Annotated in this window: 16 protein-coding genes; 8 read left to right on the top strand and 8 right to left on the bottom strand. The window is 57.2% G+C overall.

Going from position 1 to position 16,591, the window contains the following annotated elements; genetic code table 11:
• The 8 genes from ttcA to AC2FIP_RS11590 all read left to right on the top strand — a co-directional run bounded on the left by ttcA (window position 1) and on the right by AC2FIP_RS11590 (window position 7,965).
• The gene (gene ttcA / locus AC2FIP_RS11625) at window positions 1–894 is read left to right on the top strand and encodes a tRNA 2-thiocytidine(32) synthetase TtcA (RefSeq protein ID WP_496786481.1); all 894 of its coding nucleotides are present in this window, start codon (window positions 1–3) and stop codon (window positions 892–894) included.
• Between the two features lie 73 nt (window positions 895–967).
• Complete coding sequence (locus tag AC2FIP_RS11620; protein WP_496786479.1) at window positions 968–2,512, top strand: putative bifunctional diguanylate cyclase/phosphodiesterase; 1,545 nt, start codon at window positions 968–970, stop codon at window positions 2,510–2,512.
• Between the two features lie 123 nt (window positions 2,513–2,635).
• Window positions 2,636–4,468: a membrane protein insertase YidC gene (gene yidC, locus AC2FIP_RS11615; RefSeq protein WP_496786477.1), complete on the top strand. Its 1,833-nt coding sequence runs from the start codon at window positions 2,636–2,638 to the stop codon at window positions 4,466–4,468.
• Entirely contained in the window at window positions 4,465–5,202 is a 738-nt protein-coding gene (locus AC2FIP_RS11610; protein WP_496786475.1) for an MOSC domain-containing protein, read from the top strand. The genes yidC and AC2FIP_RS11610 overlap by 4 nt, the downstream gene beginning before the upstream one ends.
• On the top strand, window positions 5,199–5,852 hold the full coding sequence (gene yihA, locus AC2FIP_RS11605; protein WP_496699208.1) for a ribosome biogenesis GTP-binding protein YihA/YsxC: 654 nt from the start codon (window positions 5,199–5,201) through the stop codon (window positions 5,850–5,852). Before AC2FIP_RS11610 ends, yihA begins: the two co-directional genes overlap by 4 nt.
• A gap of 60 nt (window positions 5,853–5,912) precedes the next feature.
• Entirely contained in the window at window positions 5,913–6,776 is an 864-nt protein-coding gene (gene argB, locus AC2FIP_RS11600) for an acetylglutamate kinase (protein ID WP_142639737.1), read from the top strand.
• 20 nt (window positions 6,777–6,796) lie between these two features.
• A complete protein-coding gene (locus AC2FIP_RS11595; RefSeq protein ID WP_496786473.1) occupies window positions 6,797–7,471 on the top strand; it encodes a ferredoxin in 675 nt (224 codons plus the stop codon).
• Window positions 7,468–7,965 carry a SixA phosphatase family protein gene (locus tag AC2FIP_RS11590; protein ID WP_496786471.1) on the top strand — a complete coding sequence of 166 codons (498 nt, stop codon included), beginning with the start codon at window positions 7,468–7,470 and terminating at the stop codon, window positions 7,963–7,965. Before AC2FIP_RS11595 ends, AC2FIP_RS11590 begins: the two co-directional genes overlap by 4 nt.
• A 47-nt stretch (window positions 7,966–8,012) precedes the next feature.
• Here the strand turns inward: AC2FIP_RS11590 and AC2FIP_RS11585 are convergent, their stop codons facing one another.
• From AC2FIP_RS11585 to AC2FIP_RS11550, 8 genes are all read right to left on the bottom strand, one after another.
• Complete coding sequence (locus tag AC2FIP_RS11585; protein ID WP_142639743.1) at window positions 8,013–8,804, bottom strand: amino acid ABC transporter ATP-binding protein; 792 nt, start codon at window positions 8,802–8,804, stop codon at window positions 8,013–8,015.
• Window positions 8,805–8,816: 12 nt separating this feature from the next.
• Window positions 8,817–10,121 (bottom strand): amino acid ABC transporter permease, encoded by a 1,305-nt coding sequence (locus AC2FIP_RS11580; RefSeq protein ID WP_496749416.1) that lies wholly within the window; start codon window positions 10,119–10,121, stop codon window positions 8,817–8,819.
• A gap of 1 nt (window position 10,122) precedes the next feature.
• Window positions 10,123–11,391, bottom strand: a complete 1,269-nt coding sequence (locus AC2FIP_RS11575; RefSeq protein WP_496691910.1) for an amino acid ABC transporter permease — start codon at window positions 11,389–11,391, stop codon at window positions 10,123–10,125.
• A 127-nt stretch (window positions 11,392–11,518) separates the two neighbouring features.
• Window positions 11,519–12,535 (bottom strand): amino acid ABC transporter substrate-binding protein, encoded by a 1,017-nt coding sequence (locus AC2FIP_RS11570; RefSeq protein ID WP_142639749.1) that lies wholly within the window; start codon window positions 12,533–12,535, stop codon window positions 11,519–11,521.
• Window positions 12,536–12,741: 206 nt separating this feature from the next.
• Window positions 12,742–13,449, bottom strand: coding sequence for an ATP12 family chaperone protein (locus AC2FIP_RS11565; protein ID WP_496786470.1), 708 nt, complete (start codon window positions 13,447–13,449; stop codon window positions 12,742–12,744).
• A gap of 4 nt (window positions 13,450–13,453) precedes the next feature.
• A complete protein-coding gene (locus tag AC2FIP_RS11560) occupies window positions 13,454–14,125 on the bottom strand; it encodes an HAD-IA family hydrolase (RefSeq protein WP_496786469.1) in 672 nt (223 codons plus the stop codon).
• Window positions 14,122–15,165 carry an RluA family pseudouridine synthase gene (locus tag AC2FIP_RS11555; RefSeq protein ID WP_496786467.1) on the bottom strand — a complete coding sequence of 348 codons (1,044 nt, stop codon included), beginning with the start codon at window positions 15,163–15,165 and terminating at the stop codon, window positions 14,122–14,124. The genes AC2FIP_RS11560 and AC2FIP_RS11555 overlap by 4 nt, the downstream gene beginning before the upstream one ends.
• A gap of 109 nt (window positions 15,166–15,274) precedes the next feature.
• On the bottom strand, window positions 15,275–16,588 hold the full coding sequence (locus tag AC2FIP_RS11550; RefSeq protein WP_496749419.1) for a replication-associated recombination protein A: 1,314 nt from the start codon (window positions 16,586–16,588) through the stop codon (window positions 15,275–15,277).
• Window positions 16,589–16,591: the final 3 nt, after the last annotated feature.

The following is a 16,591-nucleotide window of genomic DNA, read 5'->3' as shown; positions in this document are numbered from 1 at the left end:
ATGTTTGACGAAGCTGACGATATCCATCCGCTGTTTGCCGGCGCGCCTTCGACCACCGAGTTCAAGAAGCTGCGCAAACGCATCGTTCGCCACACCCGCGAAGCCATCGAACACTATGGCATGGTGGACCCGTCCGCGCATGAGAAAGACGGCAAGCCACCCCGCTGGTTGGTCTGCCTGTCAGGCGGTAAGGACAGCTATACCTTGCTAGCGGTTCTGTACGAGCTGAAATGGCGCGGCCTACTACCGGTCGATCTGCTGGCTTGCAATCTGGATCAGGGCCAGCCGGGTTTTCCCGCTACCGTCCTACCCGAGTTTCTGGAACGCATGGGTGTACCGCACCGCATCGAATATCAGGACACTTACTCGGTCGTCATGGACAAGGTTCCCCAAGGCCGCACCTTTTGCGCGCTATGTTCGCGCCTGCGCCGGGGCAACCTGTACCGCATCGCGCGGGAAGAGGGCTGCTCGGCCGTGGTGCTGGGTCATCACCGTGACGACATCCTTGAGACGTTTTTCATGAACCTGTTCCACGGCGGCCGTCTAGCAACGATGCCGCCAAAGCTGGTGAACGAAGAAGGCGACCTGTTCGTCTTTCGCCCCCTTGCCCATGTCGCCGAGGCGGATTGCGAGAAATTCGCCAATGCGATGAACTACCCGATCATTCCTTGTGACCTGTGCGGCAGCCAGGACGGGTTACAACGCCAGCAGGTCAAACAGATTCTCGATCAGTGGGAAAATAACAGCCCCGGACGGCGGCAAGTGATGTTCCGCGCCTTAACCAATGCGCGCCCTTCGCACCTTTTGGACCCGAAATTGTTTGATTTTGTTAATCTTTCCATCAATTCGAGCGAAAAAACAGAAAAAACGGATGATATTCCACAGCTGCGTTAACGAGTGACTCAGACTGATTTTCTACGGTTTGACCTGAGCGCAAGATGCTCAGGGTAAAGGCGAAGACGAACCGATGAGGAAATCTGTTTCCGTTGATCAATTTCTCGATACTCTCACCACGTATCTGAGTGGCCCGCCGGTGCTGGCCTTTGCTCCCGCCATTTCGCTTGCGGCTTTCTGGATCGGTGGAGAACGTGCGCTTGTCGTTGTGGCACTGAGCCTACCGTTGCTGATCGTCGCCTTCGCCTCAGTCAGACGCACGCAAACTGCACGCAACTCTCCACTGCACCAACACGGAAGACTGGCGCCAACGGATAAGTTTGCCGCCGAACTTGAAAATTTCTTTGACCGTACCGATCACGATAACATGGGATCGGCTTGTATGATTATAGCCTTAGACGGGTTCACAGAATTTGTTGACCTGCACGGAAATGCGGCCGCGACCCATCTGTCCAGCCAATTTTGTGACCGCATCTTCTCGGTCATTCGAACCGGCGATATTGCGACACGATTAGACGAGTGCAGAATCGCCATCGGCCTGCGCCCGTCACAGCATCTCGATCTCGAAGCCTGTATTCAGATGTCGGGCCGCATCCAATCCGCCGTTGAAGAGCCGATCACCCTAAACGGCACCACTGCCTATGTCTCGTGTTCAATCGGTTTTTGCCTGCAATCCGCAATTCGCGGATCCGGGTTTGAAAATTGGATTGATGCCGCATCTGCTGCGCTATGCGAAGCTCAGCGTAATGGGCCCTCAACGATCCGCGCCTTTTCAAACGAAACCCGCCGTAGATCCAATATCAGGGCCAACCTTCGCAAAGAGTTCGAGGCTGCGCTGGACAACGGACAAATCCGCCCCTGGTTTCAGCCTCAGGTTTCCACAGACACAGGGCGGGTTACGGGGTTTGAAGCCCTGGCCCGCTGGGAGCACCCGCAAAAAGGCATCTTGAACCCACAGATATTTCTGCCTTTTGCCGAACAGGCCGAGCTTATGGAGAGGCTTGGCCAGACGATGCGGCATCATGCATTCTCCGCGATGTGCGACTGGGACCGGAACGGGGTTCACGTCCCACGAATCGGAATCAACTTTTCTTCGGACGAGCTACGAGACCCTGCTCTGCTGGACCGATTGAAATGGGAAATGGACCAAAACGACCTGACGCCCGACCGACTGGCTGTCGAAATTCTGGAAACCGTGTTTTCGCGACGTCCGGACGATGTGATTACCCGCAACGTTACCAGCCTTGCAGCACTTGGCTGTTGTATCGATCTGGATGATTTCGGCACTGGACATGCCTCGATCGCCTCGATCAAACGGTTTGATGTGACGCGGATCAAGATAGACCGAACTTTTGTGGCCAAGGCGGACAGTGATGCATCGCAACAACAATTGGTCAGTGCAATTCTGACTATGGCCGAAAGGTTGAATGTGGAAACACTCGCCGAGGGTGTTGAAACCACCGGTGAGCACGCGTTGATGGCACAGCTTGGTTGTGACCACGTTCAAGGCTTTGGCATTGGCAAGCCCATGCCGTTCGAAAAGACCATGGATTGGATCTCGGCCCACCAGAACAAAGTCAAAGGCATTCCCAAGATTGGACGGCAAGCGGGTTCCTGATCGCAGGTTTTCACCACAAAAGCCCAATCTGGAACCATAAGGCGGGCGAATCCGCTTGACCTTTGGGGCTGCACTCTGTTGAACCCACCGGGTGTGTTTCACTGCTTAAGGTGGCTGTCCCAGATGGACGATCAGAACAAGAATCTCATCCTCGCAACCGCGCTCAGCTTTGTCGTGATCCTGGTTTGGTTCGTGCTGTTTCCACCGCCCGAGCAAACCACCATTACTGATCAGGCTGAAATCAGCGCCATCGAAAGCGATGAGGTTCAGACCCCCAGCGCCTCCAGTGCGGGCACCGTAGGCGAAGCCACGGCGAGCGCAGAAGAAACGCTGCCCGGGTCGTCCGAGGCCGCGCGGATCAAGATCGACACGCCCCGCCTCGAGGGCAGCCTGTCGTTGTCCGGTGGCCGCATCGATGAATTGTACCTGAAGGATTATAAAGTCTCGATCCAGGACGACGCACCGATTGTCGAACTGTTCTCTCCGGTTGGATCTGAGTCTGCATATTATGCGCTCTACGGATGGGCGCCTGGCGCTGGTGTCACCGGCACGGACGTACCCGGGCCGAACACGGTCTGGATCGTCGAAAATGGTGAAACACTTGGGGTGAACGCTCCAGTTACGTTGAAGTGGGAGAATGGCAACGGCTTGACCTTCCGCCGTACCATCTCGGTGGACGAGAACTATATGTTCGAAGTCACACAAGCGGTGGAGAACAACACACAAGCCGAGGTCGGCATGGCGCCATATGGCATCCTCGCCCGCCATGGTATCGGCGAAGATGGCGACCTGCCCGGACTGAAGAATTTCTTCATCCTGCATGAAGGCGTGATGGTCATGGCCGACGGTGTTCTGGATGAAATCGACTACGGCGATGTGCGCGACTTTGACATTGATCCGAACGAACGGGCGCAAGCCGAGGTCTTTCAGGTCAAAGACGGTGGCTGGGTCGGCTTTACTGATCACTATTGGATGACCACCCTGATCCCGGCTGAGGGCACGACCTTCAAGGCAGCAGCCAAATACGATGCCCGTCGCAAGATCTATCAGACGGAAACTGTACTGCCGACATTGCTTGTCGCACCTGGGGCTACTGAAGAGGTAACAACCCAGCTGTTTGCCGGTGCCAAGGAATGGGAAACCATTCGTGAATATCAGGCCGAAGGCGTTCAAAAGTTCATCGACAGCATCGACTGGGGCTGGTTCTATTTCCTGACCAAGCCGATCTTCTGGCTGCTGCACAATATTAACGCCCAGATCGGCAACATGGGCTGGTCGATCATCGGCCTGACCCTGATCATCAAGGCGATCTTGTTCCCGCTCGCGTTCAAGTCCTATGTCTCGATGGCGAAGATGAAGGAACTGCAGCCGCAGATGGAGGCCCTGAAAGAGGCCGCTGGTGACGATCGTCAGAAAATGCAGCAAGGTATGATGGAACTGTACAAGAAGGAAAAGGTTAACCCCGCCGCGGGCTGTTTGCCGATCCTGATGCAGATCCCGATCTTCTTCTCGCTGTATAAGGTGATCTTTGTCACCATCGAACTGCGTCAAGCACCGTGGTTTGGCCCGTTTCAGGACCTCAGCGCACCGGATCCCACGTCAATCATGAACTTCTTCGGCTGGCTGCCTTGGGCCGGGCCGCAACCTGACACCCTTATGGCGCTGATCTTCATCGGCATCCTGCCACTGTTGCTGGGGATTTCGATGTGGCTGCAGCAAAAGCTGAACCCGGCACCAACAGACGCGACACAGGCAATGATCTTTGCCTGGATGCCCTGGGTCTTCATGTTCATGCTCGGTGGGTTTGCCAGCGGCCTTGTGGTGTACTGGATCGCGAACAACACGATCACCTTTACCCAACAGTATCTGATCATGCGCAGCCAGGGTTATAAACCGGATGTATTTGGCAACATCAAATCCGGTTTCAAGCGCGCCGCTAAGACGGATGACAAATGACGGCTGAAGTCACCCATATTTGGCGGCATCCTATGAAAAGCCACGGCCACGAAGCCGTGCAGACCGTGACAGTGACCCCCAGGCAGACAATGCCCGGGGATCGCGTTTGGGCAGTTGCGCACGAAGCGTCAAAAGCCGATGGCACGAAATGGGTACCCTGCGTCAATTTCAGCCGAGGGTCAAAAGCCCCAAACCTGATGGCCATTTCCGCCAATCTGGACGCGAATCTGCTGACCCTGACCCATCCCGATCGCCCCGATCTAACCTTTGACCCGGATCGGGAACAGGACGTTTTTCTGGATTGGGTGCGCCCGCTGATGCCCGCGGACAGGGCGGCATCTGCCCGGATCGTTCGGATACCAGGGCGTGGGATGACAGACAGCGATTTCCCGTCAATCAGTCTGTGCAACATGGCCTCTCACCGGGCGGTTGAACAAAAACTGGGGCAAGACCTGTCAATCAAACGCTGGCGTGGTAACATCTGGTTCGATGGCCTGCCCCTGTGGGAAGAATTCGACTGGCTCGACCGCGAGTTGCAAATCGGTGAGGCCGTATTCCGCGTCCGCGAGCGGATTGTGCGCTGTTTGGCGACCACTGCGAACCCCGATACCGGCGACCGCGATGCCGACACTTTGGGCGCGCTGAACAGCTGGGGCCATCAGGATTTCGGCATCTATACCGAAGTGGTTCGCGGCGGGGTAATCTCGGTCGGTGACAAGGTGATACCGTTATGAGCACCCTACCCTTCCCTCTGGCCCAAGATCCCGATGAATTCTCGTTGGAGCGCGGGCGCAAGCTGTTTGCGGGGCCTTCCGAGTTTGTCAAAGGCGTTGTCGCCATGAGCGGGCTGCCTGACCCCGACCGGCTTGAGGTCTGTTTCGCAGGCCGTTCAAATGTTGGCAAGTCCAGTTTGATCAATGCGCTGACCGGAACCAAGGGGCTGGCGCGTGCATCGAACACGCCGGGCCGCACGCAGGAAATCAACTTTTTCACCCAAGGGCCAGAGCTGTATCTGGTCGACCTTCCCGGCTATGGCTATGCCAATGCGCCGGTTCAGGTGGTGGAAAAGTGGCAGCGGTTGCTGAAACAATATCTCAGTGGCCGACAGACCCTGCGCCGGGCCTTTGTCCTGGTTGACGCGCGCCATGGGGTAAAGCCTGTTGATGCCGAGATCATGAAGCTGCTGGACACCAGTGCCGTAACCTTTCAATGCGTGCTGACCAAGGCAGACAAGGTCAAGGCCAATGAACGCGAAAAGGTTCTGAACCAGGTCCGCTCGGCCCTGTCCAAACACCCCGCCGCTTTCCCCGAAATCGTGCTGACGTCGTCCGAAAAAGGGGATGGTATCCCAACGTTGCGCTCGATCATCACGCATCTGGAATAGCTTGGCCCTTGGCAGCACCTTTCAAAGGCCCTAACACGGTGGGCCAGAGGGACCTTAGCCATGAAGACAAGAGATATGAACCGGGATTGGATCGCCACCGCCGCCACATTGAACAGCGCACTGCCCTATCTGCAGCGCTATGACGGGGCCATTGTCGTCATCAAGCTGGGCGGACACGCCATGGGCAGCGATGAAGCGATGGAAAGCTTTGCCCGTGACGTGGTTCTGATGCGCCAGGTGGGCATCAACCCGGTTGTGGTACATGGCGGCGGTCCCATGATCAACGCGATGTTGGACAAGCTCGATATCCAATCCGATTTCGTGAACGGTAAGCGTGTGACGGACAAGGCGACTGTCGAAGTGGTCGAGATGGTGCTCTCGGGCCTCGTGAACAAACGCATTGTTCAGGCCATCAACGGACAGGGAGGGACTGCGGTTGGCCTGTCGGGCAAGGACGCCAACCTGATGATCTGTGATCAAACCGATGCCTCGCTGGGGTTTGTTGGCTCTCCTTCCGAGATGAAACCCGAAATCCTGCACGATCTGTTTACGCATGACGTGATCCCGGTAATTGCGCCACTGGGCGCCGGGCGCGAGGGTGAGACGTTCAACGTCAACGGTGACACCGCCGCCGGTGCCATCGCCTCGGCCTTGAAGGCAGACCGTCTGCTGTTGCTGACCGACGTATCAGGCGTCAAGAACGCTGCCGGAGAGGTCGTGACCGAGCTAAAAGCCGGTCAGATCCGCGAGATGACCCTGGACGGGACCATCGCAGGCGGAATGATCCCCAAGACCGAAACGGCGCTGGACGCACTACATAGTGGGGTACGGGCCGTAGTCATTCTGGATGGGCGCGCGCCCAATGCGGTGCTACTGGAACTGTTCACCGAACACGGAGCTGGGTCGCTGATCCGACCCGATTGATCGACAGCGACGGAGGTGACATGACAGAACAAACCGCACCTTCTCCGAACATTTATCAACGTGTCGACAGCGCGGCAGCTGAGGTTGGGCTTATCGTGATGGGTGCGTTGCATCCTGGGCGCGCTAATGCCAAGCAATTGGACAGCGGCACTCTGATCCTGCTAGGTGCAGGGCCCACGTTCTGGCCTGTTTTGAAATCAGCCCCCGAATGGCAAGGTCCCGACCCTGTTGACCGGTGGTCGCACCGCGCCGTCAATCAGATGGCGCGGAATTTGGGGGCCCGAGCCTATTTCCCATTCGGTGGCCCACCCTATGTGCCGTTTATCGACTGGGCGCTGAAATCGGGGCGTACATTCAGCAGCCCTGTTGGCGCCTTGGTGCATGACACGGTCGGTATGATGATCTCGTATCGCGGCGCGCTGCATTTTGATCAGGAATTCGAGATTGCCGGTGCCCATAATTCATCGCCCTGTGTTACATGCGATGCCCCTTGCGCTCAGACCTGCCCAGTCGGGGCCCTGAACACCCACAGCTTCTATGACGTTGAGGCCTGCCACGGGCATCTGAGCACAGAGCAGGGCCAAACCTGCATGACCGGTGGCTGCCTTGCGCGCCTGGCCTGCCCTCTCAGCCCCGGGGCCGGGCGGGACCCAGAACAATCCGCCCACCACATGAGGTCTTTTCACCCGTCATGACTCGCACCCTGATCCTGACCCGCCATGCCAAATCCAGTTGGGATGAGCAGACGCTCAGCGATCATGATCGGCCACTGAACAAACGTGGACGCTGCTCCGCACCTGCTGTGTCCGGCTGGCTACTCAGGAATGGCTGGCTACCGAATGAGGTGCTCAGCTCTACCGCCCTCAGAACCCGCGAGACGTGGGATCGAATGGGGCTGCAGGCTGATCTGATCCAGTTCGAACGTTCGCTGTATCTGGCCGGTTCCGATCTCATGATGCGGGCCCTGTCGCAGGCTTCTGGCCAAACCGTGCTGATGCTGGGCCACAACCCCGGGATCTCTGAATTCGCCAGACAGCTTGTGCGGCAGGCGCCAGATCACGGCCGTTTCGATGACTACCCGACCTGCGCAACAACAGTCATACAGTTCGAGATCAACTCCTGGGCCGCGCTTCGGTGGCACAGTGGGGATGTCTTGGGGTTCGTCATTCCACGCGAGTTGCCGGAATAAAAAAGGCGGGGCAAAAACCCCGCCTTTCATGGTTCTTCCGATCGGGATCAGTGACCCAAAATCTGGCTCAGGAACAGCTTGGTCCGCTCGCTTTGTGGGTTGTTGAAGAACTCTTCTGGTTCGTTTTGTTCCACAATCTGACCGGCATCCATAAAGATCACGCGGTTGGCGACCTGACGGGCAAAACCCATCTCGTGGGTCACACAAAGCATGGTCATGCCTTCTTCGGCCAGCTCGATCATAGTGTCGAGCACCTCTTTGATCATCTCAGGGTCCAGCGCCGATGTAGGTTCGTCGAACAACATGATCCGCGGCATCATGCAGAGCGAACGGGCAATCGCAACACGCTGCTGCTGACCACCCGAAAGCTGGCCAGGATACTTGTCGGCCTGTTCTGGGATTTTCACCTTCTCTAGGAAGTGCATCGCACGCTCTTCAGCCTCTTTCCTGGGCGTCTTGCGCACCCAGATCGGGGCCAGCGTACAGTTTTCCAGAATGGTTAGATGCGGGAAGAGGTTGAAGTGCTGGAACACCATCCCGACCTCGGACCGGATCTTGTCGATGTTTTTCAGGTCATTCGACAGTTCCGTCCCATCCACCATGATCGTGCCTTGCTGGTGTTCCTCCAGCGCGTTCAGACAGCGGATCAGGGTGGACTTACCCGACCCTGACGGCCCCGCGATAACAATCCTCTCGCCCTGATTGACGGTCAAATTGATGTCGCGCAGCACATGGAAAGACCCATACCACTTGTTCATGTTGTTGATTTCGATGGCGACCTCGTCGCTCACCTGCATCTTGGATCGGTCGATTTCGCGGTCTATTGCAAGTTCAGACATGTGTTGAACTCCTTAACGATGGCCAGTCTGAAGCTTGCGCTCCAGATACATGGAATAACGGGACATGGAGAAGCAGACGACGAAGAACAGCGCGCCGATAAAAGCGAACAGTTCCCAGTAGATGCCGTTCCAAGCGGTATCAGCGCGGATCGCGTTGGCTAGGCCAAGCACGTCGAACAGTCCGATGATCGACACCAGAACCGTATCCTTGAAGATCCCGATGAATGTGCTCACGATGCCCGGAATTGAGATTTTCAGGGCTTGTGGCATGATGATCAGTCGCTGTGCCTGCCAGTAGTTCAGGCCCAAACTGTCGGCGCCCTCGTACTGACCGCGTGGCAATGCAGCCAGGCCACCCCGGATCACTTCGGCCATATAGGCGGCTGAGAACAGGGTCATCATGATCATCACCCGCAGGATGATGTCAAAATTGGTGCCTGGTGGCAGGAACAGGTTCAACAGCAGCGAGGCCACGAACAGTAGCGTGATCAGCGGTACGCCGCGAATGAACTCGATAAAGCCCACACACATGTATTTGACGATAAGAAGGTCCGACTGACGGCCCAGCGCCAACACGATACCGATCGGCAGCGAGACACCGATGGCCACAACACCCAGCAGGATCGCCAGCATGAAACCACCGAACTGACGACTTTGCACGGCTTCGATACCGATCGGCAGGATCGAATCCAGGGCACCAACGAAGTAGCTCGATAGAAACAGCCACCAGATCAACGCAGCCACTGCACCACCGATCATCCCGAGCAATTCGCTTTGTTGCTTGCTGACGACGGTGTAGACGGCCCAGCCGGCAACAAATCCAAGTGCCGCCGACAATGGCCCCCAGATGGTACCACCCCACATCAACCAAGGCATCAGGAAGGGGTAGATCGCGCTAAAGATCAGCAACTTGCTCGGAACACGGTCCGAATACAGCACTGGTGCCAGAGCAACCAGCAACAGAACAAGCGCCAGAATCGGCCGCCAGTACAGATGGCTCGGGTAGAATCCGAACAACAGCTGCAGCCAGCGATCATTGATGACAGCCCAGCAAGCATGACCATGGGTGTCTCCCCAGGTTGCCATCATGATCTCACGGCACTCAGTCAGTGAATTGGCATTCCAGACGGATTGGAACGTCCATGGCAGAACGCCCGACAACACATAGTAGATTGCATAGAGCGAAACCAAAGTCAGGATCGAATTGAACCAACCAGAAAACAGATTGTGCTTAACCCAACCTACTATTCCCACTTCGGACGCTGGTGGCGCTTTCTCCGGCAACATTTCCGCGCGGACAAATGAAACATCACTCATATTACCGCTCCACCAATTTGACACTATTGTTGTACCAGTTCATCACTGCCGAGATGCTCAGCGAGATGCACAGATAGACCAGCATCAGCAGTAGAACGCATTCCAGCTCGCGGCCGGTTTGGTTCATGGTGATGCCACCCAGGGTACCTGTGATATCCATATATCCCACCGCAATCGCCAGAGACGAGTTCTTGGTCAGGTTCAGGTAGTTCGAGATCATTGGCGGGATGATCACGCGCAACGCTTGCGGCAGGATCACCAGACGCATAATCCGGCTCGGGCGTATACCCAGCGCGGCGGCGGCCTCGGTCTGCCCCTTGGAAATGGCGAGAATTCCGGCCCGCACGATCTCAGCGATGAAAGCTGCAGTGTAAAGGGACAGGGCCAACCACAATGCGATAAGCGAGTTCCGCAAATGGGTGCCGCCTTTGAAGTTGAACCCTTTCAGTTCCGGGTATCCCAAATGGAATCCCAACGCAGTCAGCAGGATCAACATCGGCACAAACAGAATACCCAACTGAATGTGCCAGATGGTTGGGCGATCACCAGTTGCTTCCTGTTTTGCAGCGGCATTAGCGGATACTTTGCGCATCACAAAAATGCTGCCCGCCAAAACGACCAGAAAGGCGACCAGATCCAATGAAATGTCGAAGCGTAAGCTGGACGCACCAAACAAGTGGATATCGCCAAGACTGCGTGAAAACAGGAGCTCTGGGATATAGACACCGCGATTGGTGACGGCGACAGAGTTGAAAAAATCCATCGTGGCCGTCGGGGTTTCGCCTCGGAATGCATTGGGTGCCGGTAAACCTTCGATCAGAATGGCCATAGCCAGAACGATCCAAAGCAGCACAGGCACGTTACGGAACATCTCGACATAAACAGTCATGATCCGCGCTATCAACCAGTTGTTTGAAAGCCGTAATACACCAACGAAAACACCGATAATCGTCGCCGTGATACAGCCGAGAACTGCAACAACAAGTGTGTTTAGCAATCCGATAAGCCCAGCACGCAAGTGGCTGTCTCGAGAATCGTATTCCAGCAGGCGTTGGTTGATATCGTAACTTGCAGGTTCGCCGAAGAACCCGAATTCTACGGGTTTACCAAGTGCTTCGAGGTTCTGAATGGTGTTGGAAATGATCCAGGCTGCCAAAAGCATGAAACCGATCATTGCAATGACCTGGATGGTCGCAGATCGGTACCGCGTATCGTAAAGGAGCATGGACAGCCGGAACTGCTCCTTTGGCGGGTCAGTGAGAGTCGACATGACCTATGTATATCCCCGTGTCATCCCGTTATTCGCAGACAGAGTTGATCTCTGTTCAATCTAACCGGGACTGTTTCTTATGGATTGAAAAAGGGCGCAGGATGAACTGCGCCCTCTTCAATGGATATTAGCGGAACGGCGGCGAGTACAGCAGGCCGCCATCGGTCCACTGACCGTTCAGGCCGCGTGCCAGACCGATTGGGGTTTCTTCACCGATGTTCTTGGCAAAGACCTCACCATAGTTACCACCCGCCTTGATGGCGCGCATTGCCCACTGTGCGTCCAGACCCAGCATCTCACCCAGAGTGCCTTCGCTGCCCAGCAGACGGTTCACTTCGGGGTTGTCGGTGCCAGCAGACATCTCGTCGATGTTCGCCGAGGTCACACCCAGCTCTTCAGCCGAAACCAGTGCGTTCAGTGTCCAGCGAACAACGTCGCCCCACTCGTGGTCGCCATGACGGACCAGCGGGCCCAGCGGCTCTTTCGAGATGATTTCGGGCAGCAGGATGTGATCACCGGGGTTTTCGAACGTGGCGCGAGTTGCGGCCAGGCCAGATGCGTCGGTGGTATAGACGTCACATGCGCCAGCCAGATACTGCTGCTGCGCTTCTGCGTTGGTTTCGATCGGAACCGGCTCGTAGCTGATGTTGTTCGAGCGGAAGAAATCCGCCAAGTTCAGCTCGGTGGTGGTGCCGGTCTGGATGCAGACAGTCGCGCCGTCCAGTTCCTTAGCCGAGCTTACGCCCAGCGCTTTGGGAACCATAAAGCCCTGACCGTCGTAATAGTTTACACCGACGAATTCGAACTTCAGGTCTACGTCGCGGCTGAAAGTCCAGGTGGTGTTCCGGGCCAGCATGTCGATTTCGCCCGAAGCAAGCGCAGTAAAGCGTGTCTTACCTGTGGTCGGAACGAATTCAACGGCGCTTGCGTCACCCAGAACCGCAGCGGCAACGGCGCGGCACAACGAAACGTCAAAGCCCTGCCATTCACCATTTGCGTCGGGCGCGGCAAAGCCGACCAGACCGGTGGTCACACCGCAGTTCAGCTTACCGCGCGCCTTGACGTCGTCCACGGTTCCCGCCATGGCTGCGCCTGCGGCCAGACCGGCAACTGTGGCCGCGCCCAAGATTACGGATTTTTTCATTTTTACCTCTTCCTGATTGTCCATCCCGTTCAGGGACGGTTCTATCCGGCACCTCAGGTACCAGAAAGGTTTCCCCAAAGGTGTCTCCCCTTTAGTGCGCACGAGTTTGGTCGCATTCATAAACAAACGTCAAGGGTCGGATCAGGGAAAACGATGGATCAACTCACAGATGTCCATCAGAGCGGTAAAAATTCAGAAATCTAAGATCAATCAGAGACGTCGTAGAAGCGTTTAGCGTGTAAAAAGGCAGAACGTTTGACTTCGGCTGCTTCATGCGCCTCGTCGTCATGGCCCCATTGCTCGATTTGCCACAGCTCGTCCAACCGCGAAATCCGCCAGATCTCTTGCGCATCACACCAATCGGAAGTGGCCGCAAACCCAAGGATCAACGAGCCCGAAAGGCTGACCAGATCGTGGAAGGCAGCCAGTTGGAAGTTGTTGAAATCATGCACTCGCCGGCGCAACTGATCCAGCGCCGCCACGTCTTGCGGCTGATGCAGGATACCTGTGACGGGCTGCAGGCGAACCGACATGGCTTCCGCGGCCCAGTCCAACACCGGGTCCCACTGCTCAGCTTGCCGCTGCTGCAACTCTTGCGGGTGGGCGGCGCGATAGCACAGCAAATCCGAATCGCCATAATCGGCCAGCATGTCTGCAACTTCGGCGTGCTGAATCTGTACCTTGTCGATGGCTGCATTGGCCGAACGCGTGTAGGGCATCGTCCCTGGGTCAACCTGTTCTTCCAGCGCGTCCCATTCGGCCGCAACGGCCTGAGCCATCGGCAAGGTCGGCAGGATCAGTCCGGCCCGCGCAGGTGTTTTGACCCGACGACCGTCCAGTTCGACCGTAAATCCGCCATCGGCCTCGACCACCTGACATGCAGTCCAAAATCGTTTCGGTTTCCAGTCACTCATGTCTTCAGGTCCAGATATCGTCCAGTGCGCCCGGCAACTGGTCAAACGTTTCGATAATACGAGAGGCAGCGGCCAGGGCAGGCCGTTCGTGATACCCCCAGGTGACGCCAATTCCCGTGACACCGGCGGCGGCGGCCATATCCATGTCGAATCGGGTATCCCCGATCATGACCGTATCAACCGCATCGACGCCGGTTTCGGCCCGTGCCGTGTCGATCATCGAAGGATGCGGTTTTGACGGGTGGTGATCTGCGACCTGCCGGGTCACGAAATAGCCTTGCAGACCGTGACCTTCGATCAAAGCCTCCAGACCACGTTGCGATTTGCCTGTCGCCACGCCCAGCAACATCTCGGGGATTGCATGCAGTGCCTCGATAACCTCACGGGCTCCGGGGTAGAGCGGCGAACTGGCCATTCCCTGTTCCAGCCGATGTGCGTGATAGGCCTGTTTATAGCCCTCTACCAACCGCCCCTGATCCACAGCAGAACACTCGGGCACCAACTGTGCCATGGCTTGTGGCAGAGATAATCCGACTATGGACAAGATCCCCGCCCTATCCGGTACCGGCAGAGACAAGGCATCAAAGCTGGCGGTCATGGCCGCAACGATGCTGCCCTGGCTATCAACCAGGGTTCCGTCCACATCAAATAGTACCAGACGCAAGGGTCTGCTCATTGCAGAGACTCGAACGGATCATCCGCAGCCAGGTCTTCGGCCCATCCGAATGTGTCCCAACTGTGTTTCATATGATCAGGCAAGGGTGCGGTAACCGTGATCTTCTTACGCGTCACCGGGTGCTGAAACGAAGCCTGCCGCGCATGCAGGTGCAGCTTTTTGCTGATCACACCGCCCAACTGCGCACCCCAGCCATCGCCAAGGTTCTCTTGACCCGAACCGCCGTATTTTCCATCCCCGATGATTGGGTGCCCAATCGCTGCCATATGCGCACGCAACTGATGGGTGCGACCGGTGATCGGCTCCATCGCGACCCAGGCGGCGCGTCCGGCCACTCGGTATAGCGTAGCGTAAAGTGTATGGGCCCGCTTCGCGCCTGGCGAGTCGTTGATTTCGTTCAGATGGACAGGGATCATCTTTTCGCCCTCGCCCTGGCTGCCATGGCCCGGGGCCTTGACCAAACCGGTCTTGATCTCGCCCAGATAAGGGGTCGGCACCCCAGCGACCAGAGCCCAATATATCTTGCGCGTGTCCCGGTGACGGAAAGCGGCGGTCAGTGCTTTGGCGGCCTCGCGTGTGCGGGCCAGCAACAGCACGCCCGAGGTATCCTTGTCCAGTCGGTGCACCAATCGGGGGTTTTCGTCATATCCAAAGCGCAGCGCCTCGGACAGGCCGTCCACATGCCGGGTCTGGCCGCTGCCGCCTTGCACCGGCAAGCCTTGCGGTTTGTTCAGCGCGATCACGTGATCATCACGATAAATCACGCAAGCCTGCATCATCTTGGCATCCGCATCTGTGATCCGCGGTTTCACCTCGACCGGTTTGTGGTCCGCATCCGGCAGAGGTGGCACGCGTACAACCTGGCCGACCTCAAGCCGGGTCGAGGCCTTGGCCCGTCCGCCATCCACACGCAGTTCGCCCTTGCGGCACATTTTCTCGATGCGCCCCTGGCTGACATGCGGAAACAGACGCCGCAGCCAGCGGTCCACCCGCTGATCGCCATCCCCATCCGCAACCGTAATCATCTGCACGCCACTCATGCCATTGCCCCTTGCGCCGCGCGGCAGACCCGCCCGGACCACGCTGTAAACATTGTCCCAGAAAACATGCGCGTCTGTCGCGCGCATCGGCCAAAGAGTCAAGCCGGTGCTAGTCTGGTTTCCGTTGCGAGCGCAGCTTGGCAAAGTAGTCCAGCCGTTTCTTCAGCTCACGTTCAAACCCACGCTCGACAGGTTGATACAGAACAGAGCGCGATATGGACTCGGGAAAGTAGTTCTGCCCAGAAAACCCATCCTCGGCATCGTGATCATAAGCATAGCCCGCACCATAGCCCTGATCTTTCATCAAAGAGGTCGGTGCATTCAGAATATGTTTGGGCGGCGGCTCACTACCTGATTGCTTGGCCAGACGCATCGCGGCCTTGTAGCCCACATAGGCTCCGTTCGATTTCGGAGCCAGAGCCAGATAGACCAGCGCCTGCGCCAAAGCCAACTCGCCTTCGGGACTGCCCAGCCGCTCATAGGTTTCCCAGGACTGCAGACAGATCGCCTGAGCCTGCGGATCAGCCAGACCAATGTCCTCGACCGCCATTCGCGTGATCCGGCGTGCCAGATACCTTGGGTCCTCGCCTCCCGTCAGCATTCGCGCGAACCAGTACAGGGCGGCATCGGGGTCGGACCCCCGCACCGATTTATGCAGGGCCGAGATCAGGTTGTAATGCTCATCCCCCGACTTGTCGTATTTCGCAGCACGGCGCATGAGCCGGGTCGACAAAGCGTCAGTGTCTAGCGGGCCATCCACTTTCCACGCGGCCACCTGTTCGATCAGGTTCAACAGCGCTCGTCCGTCACCATCGGCCATTTCCTGCAGCGCATCACGGGCCGCAGGGGCCAACGGCAACCCGCGGTCCAATTCCTGTTCAGCGCGCTGCGTCAGACGCTCAAGATCAGCCAGGCTGAGCCGTTCCAGCACCAGCACTTGTGCCCGACTGAGCACAGCGGCGTTCAACTCGAACGATGGATTTTCCGTGGTCGCACCGACCAGGAGGATCGTGCCATCCTCCATATGCGGCAGAAACCCGTCCTGCTGCGCCTTGTTGAAGCGATGGATTTCGTCAACGAACAGCAACGTCCCCTGCCCGTTCTGACGCCGGATCTTCGCAGCTTCGAACACTTTCTTCAGGTCGGGTACACCAGTAAAGATGGCACTGATCTGCACAAAATGCAGGTCCGTCTCTTGCGCCAAAAGCCGCGCGATCGTGGTCTTGCCGACACCGGGCGGCCCCCAGAATATCAGGCTCGACAGACTGCCCGAGGCCAGCATCACGCCCAAAGGCGCATCCGGGCCCAACACCTGTTCCTGCCCGATCACCTCGGCCAGCGTTTGCGGGCGCAATCTGTCGGCCAGCGGGCGATGTACAGGTGGCGCAGGGTCAGGTGACCCGGTATCGAAAAGGTCACTCATCCG

The sequence above is a fragment of the Ruegeria sp. CDSB114 genome, from assembly GCF_059611025.1.
This window is presented reverse-complemented; position numbering and strand designations above follow the sequence as displayed.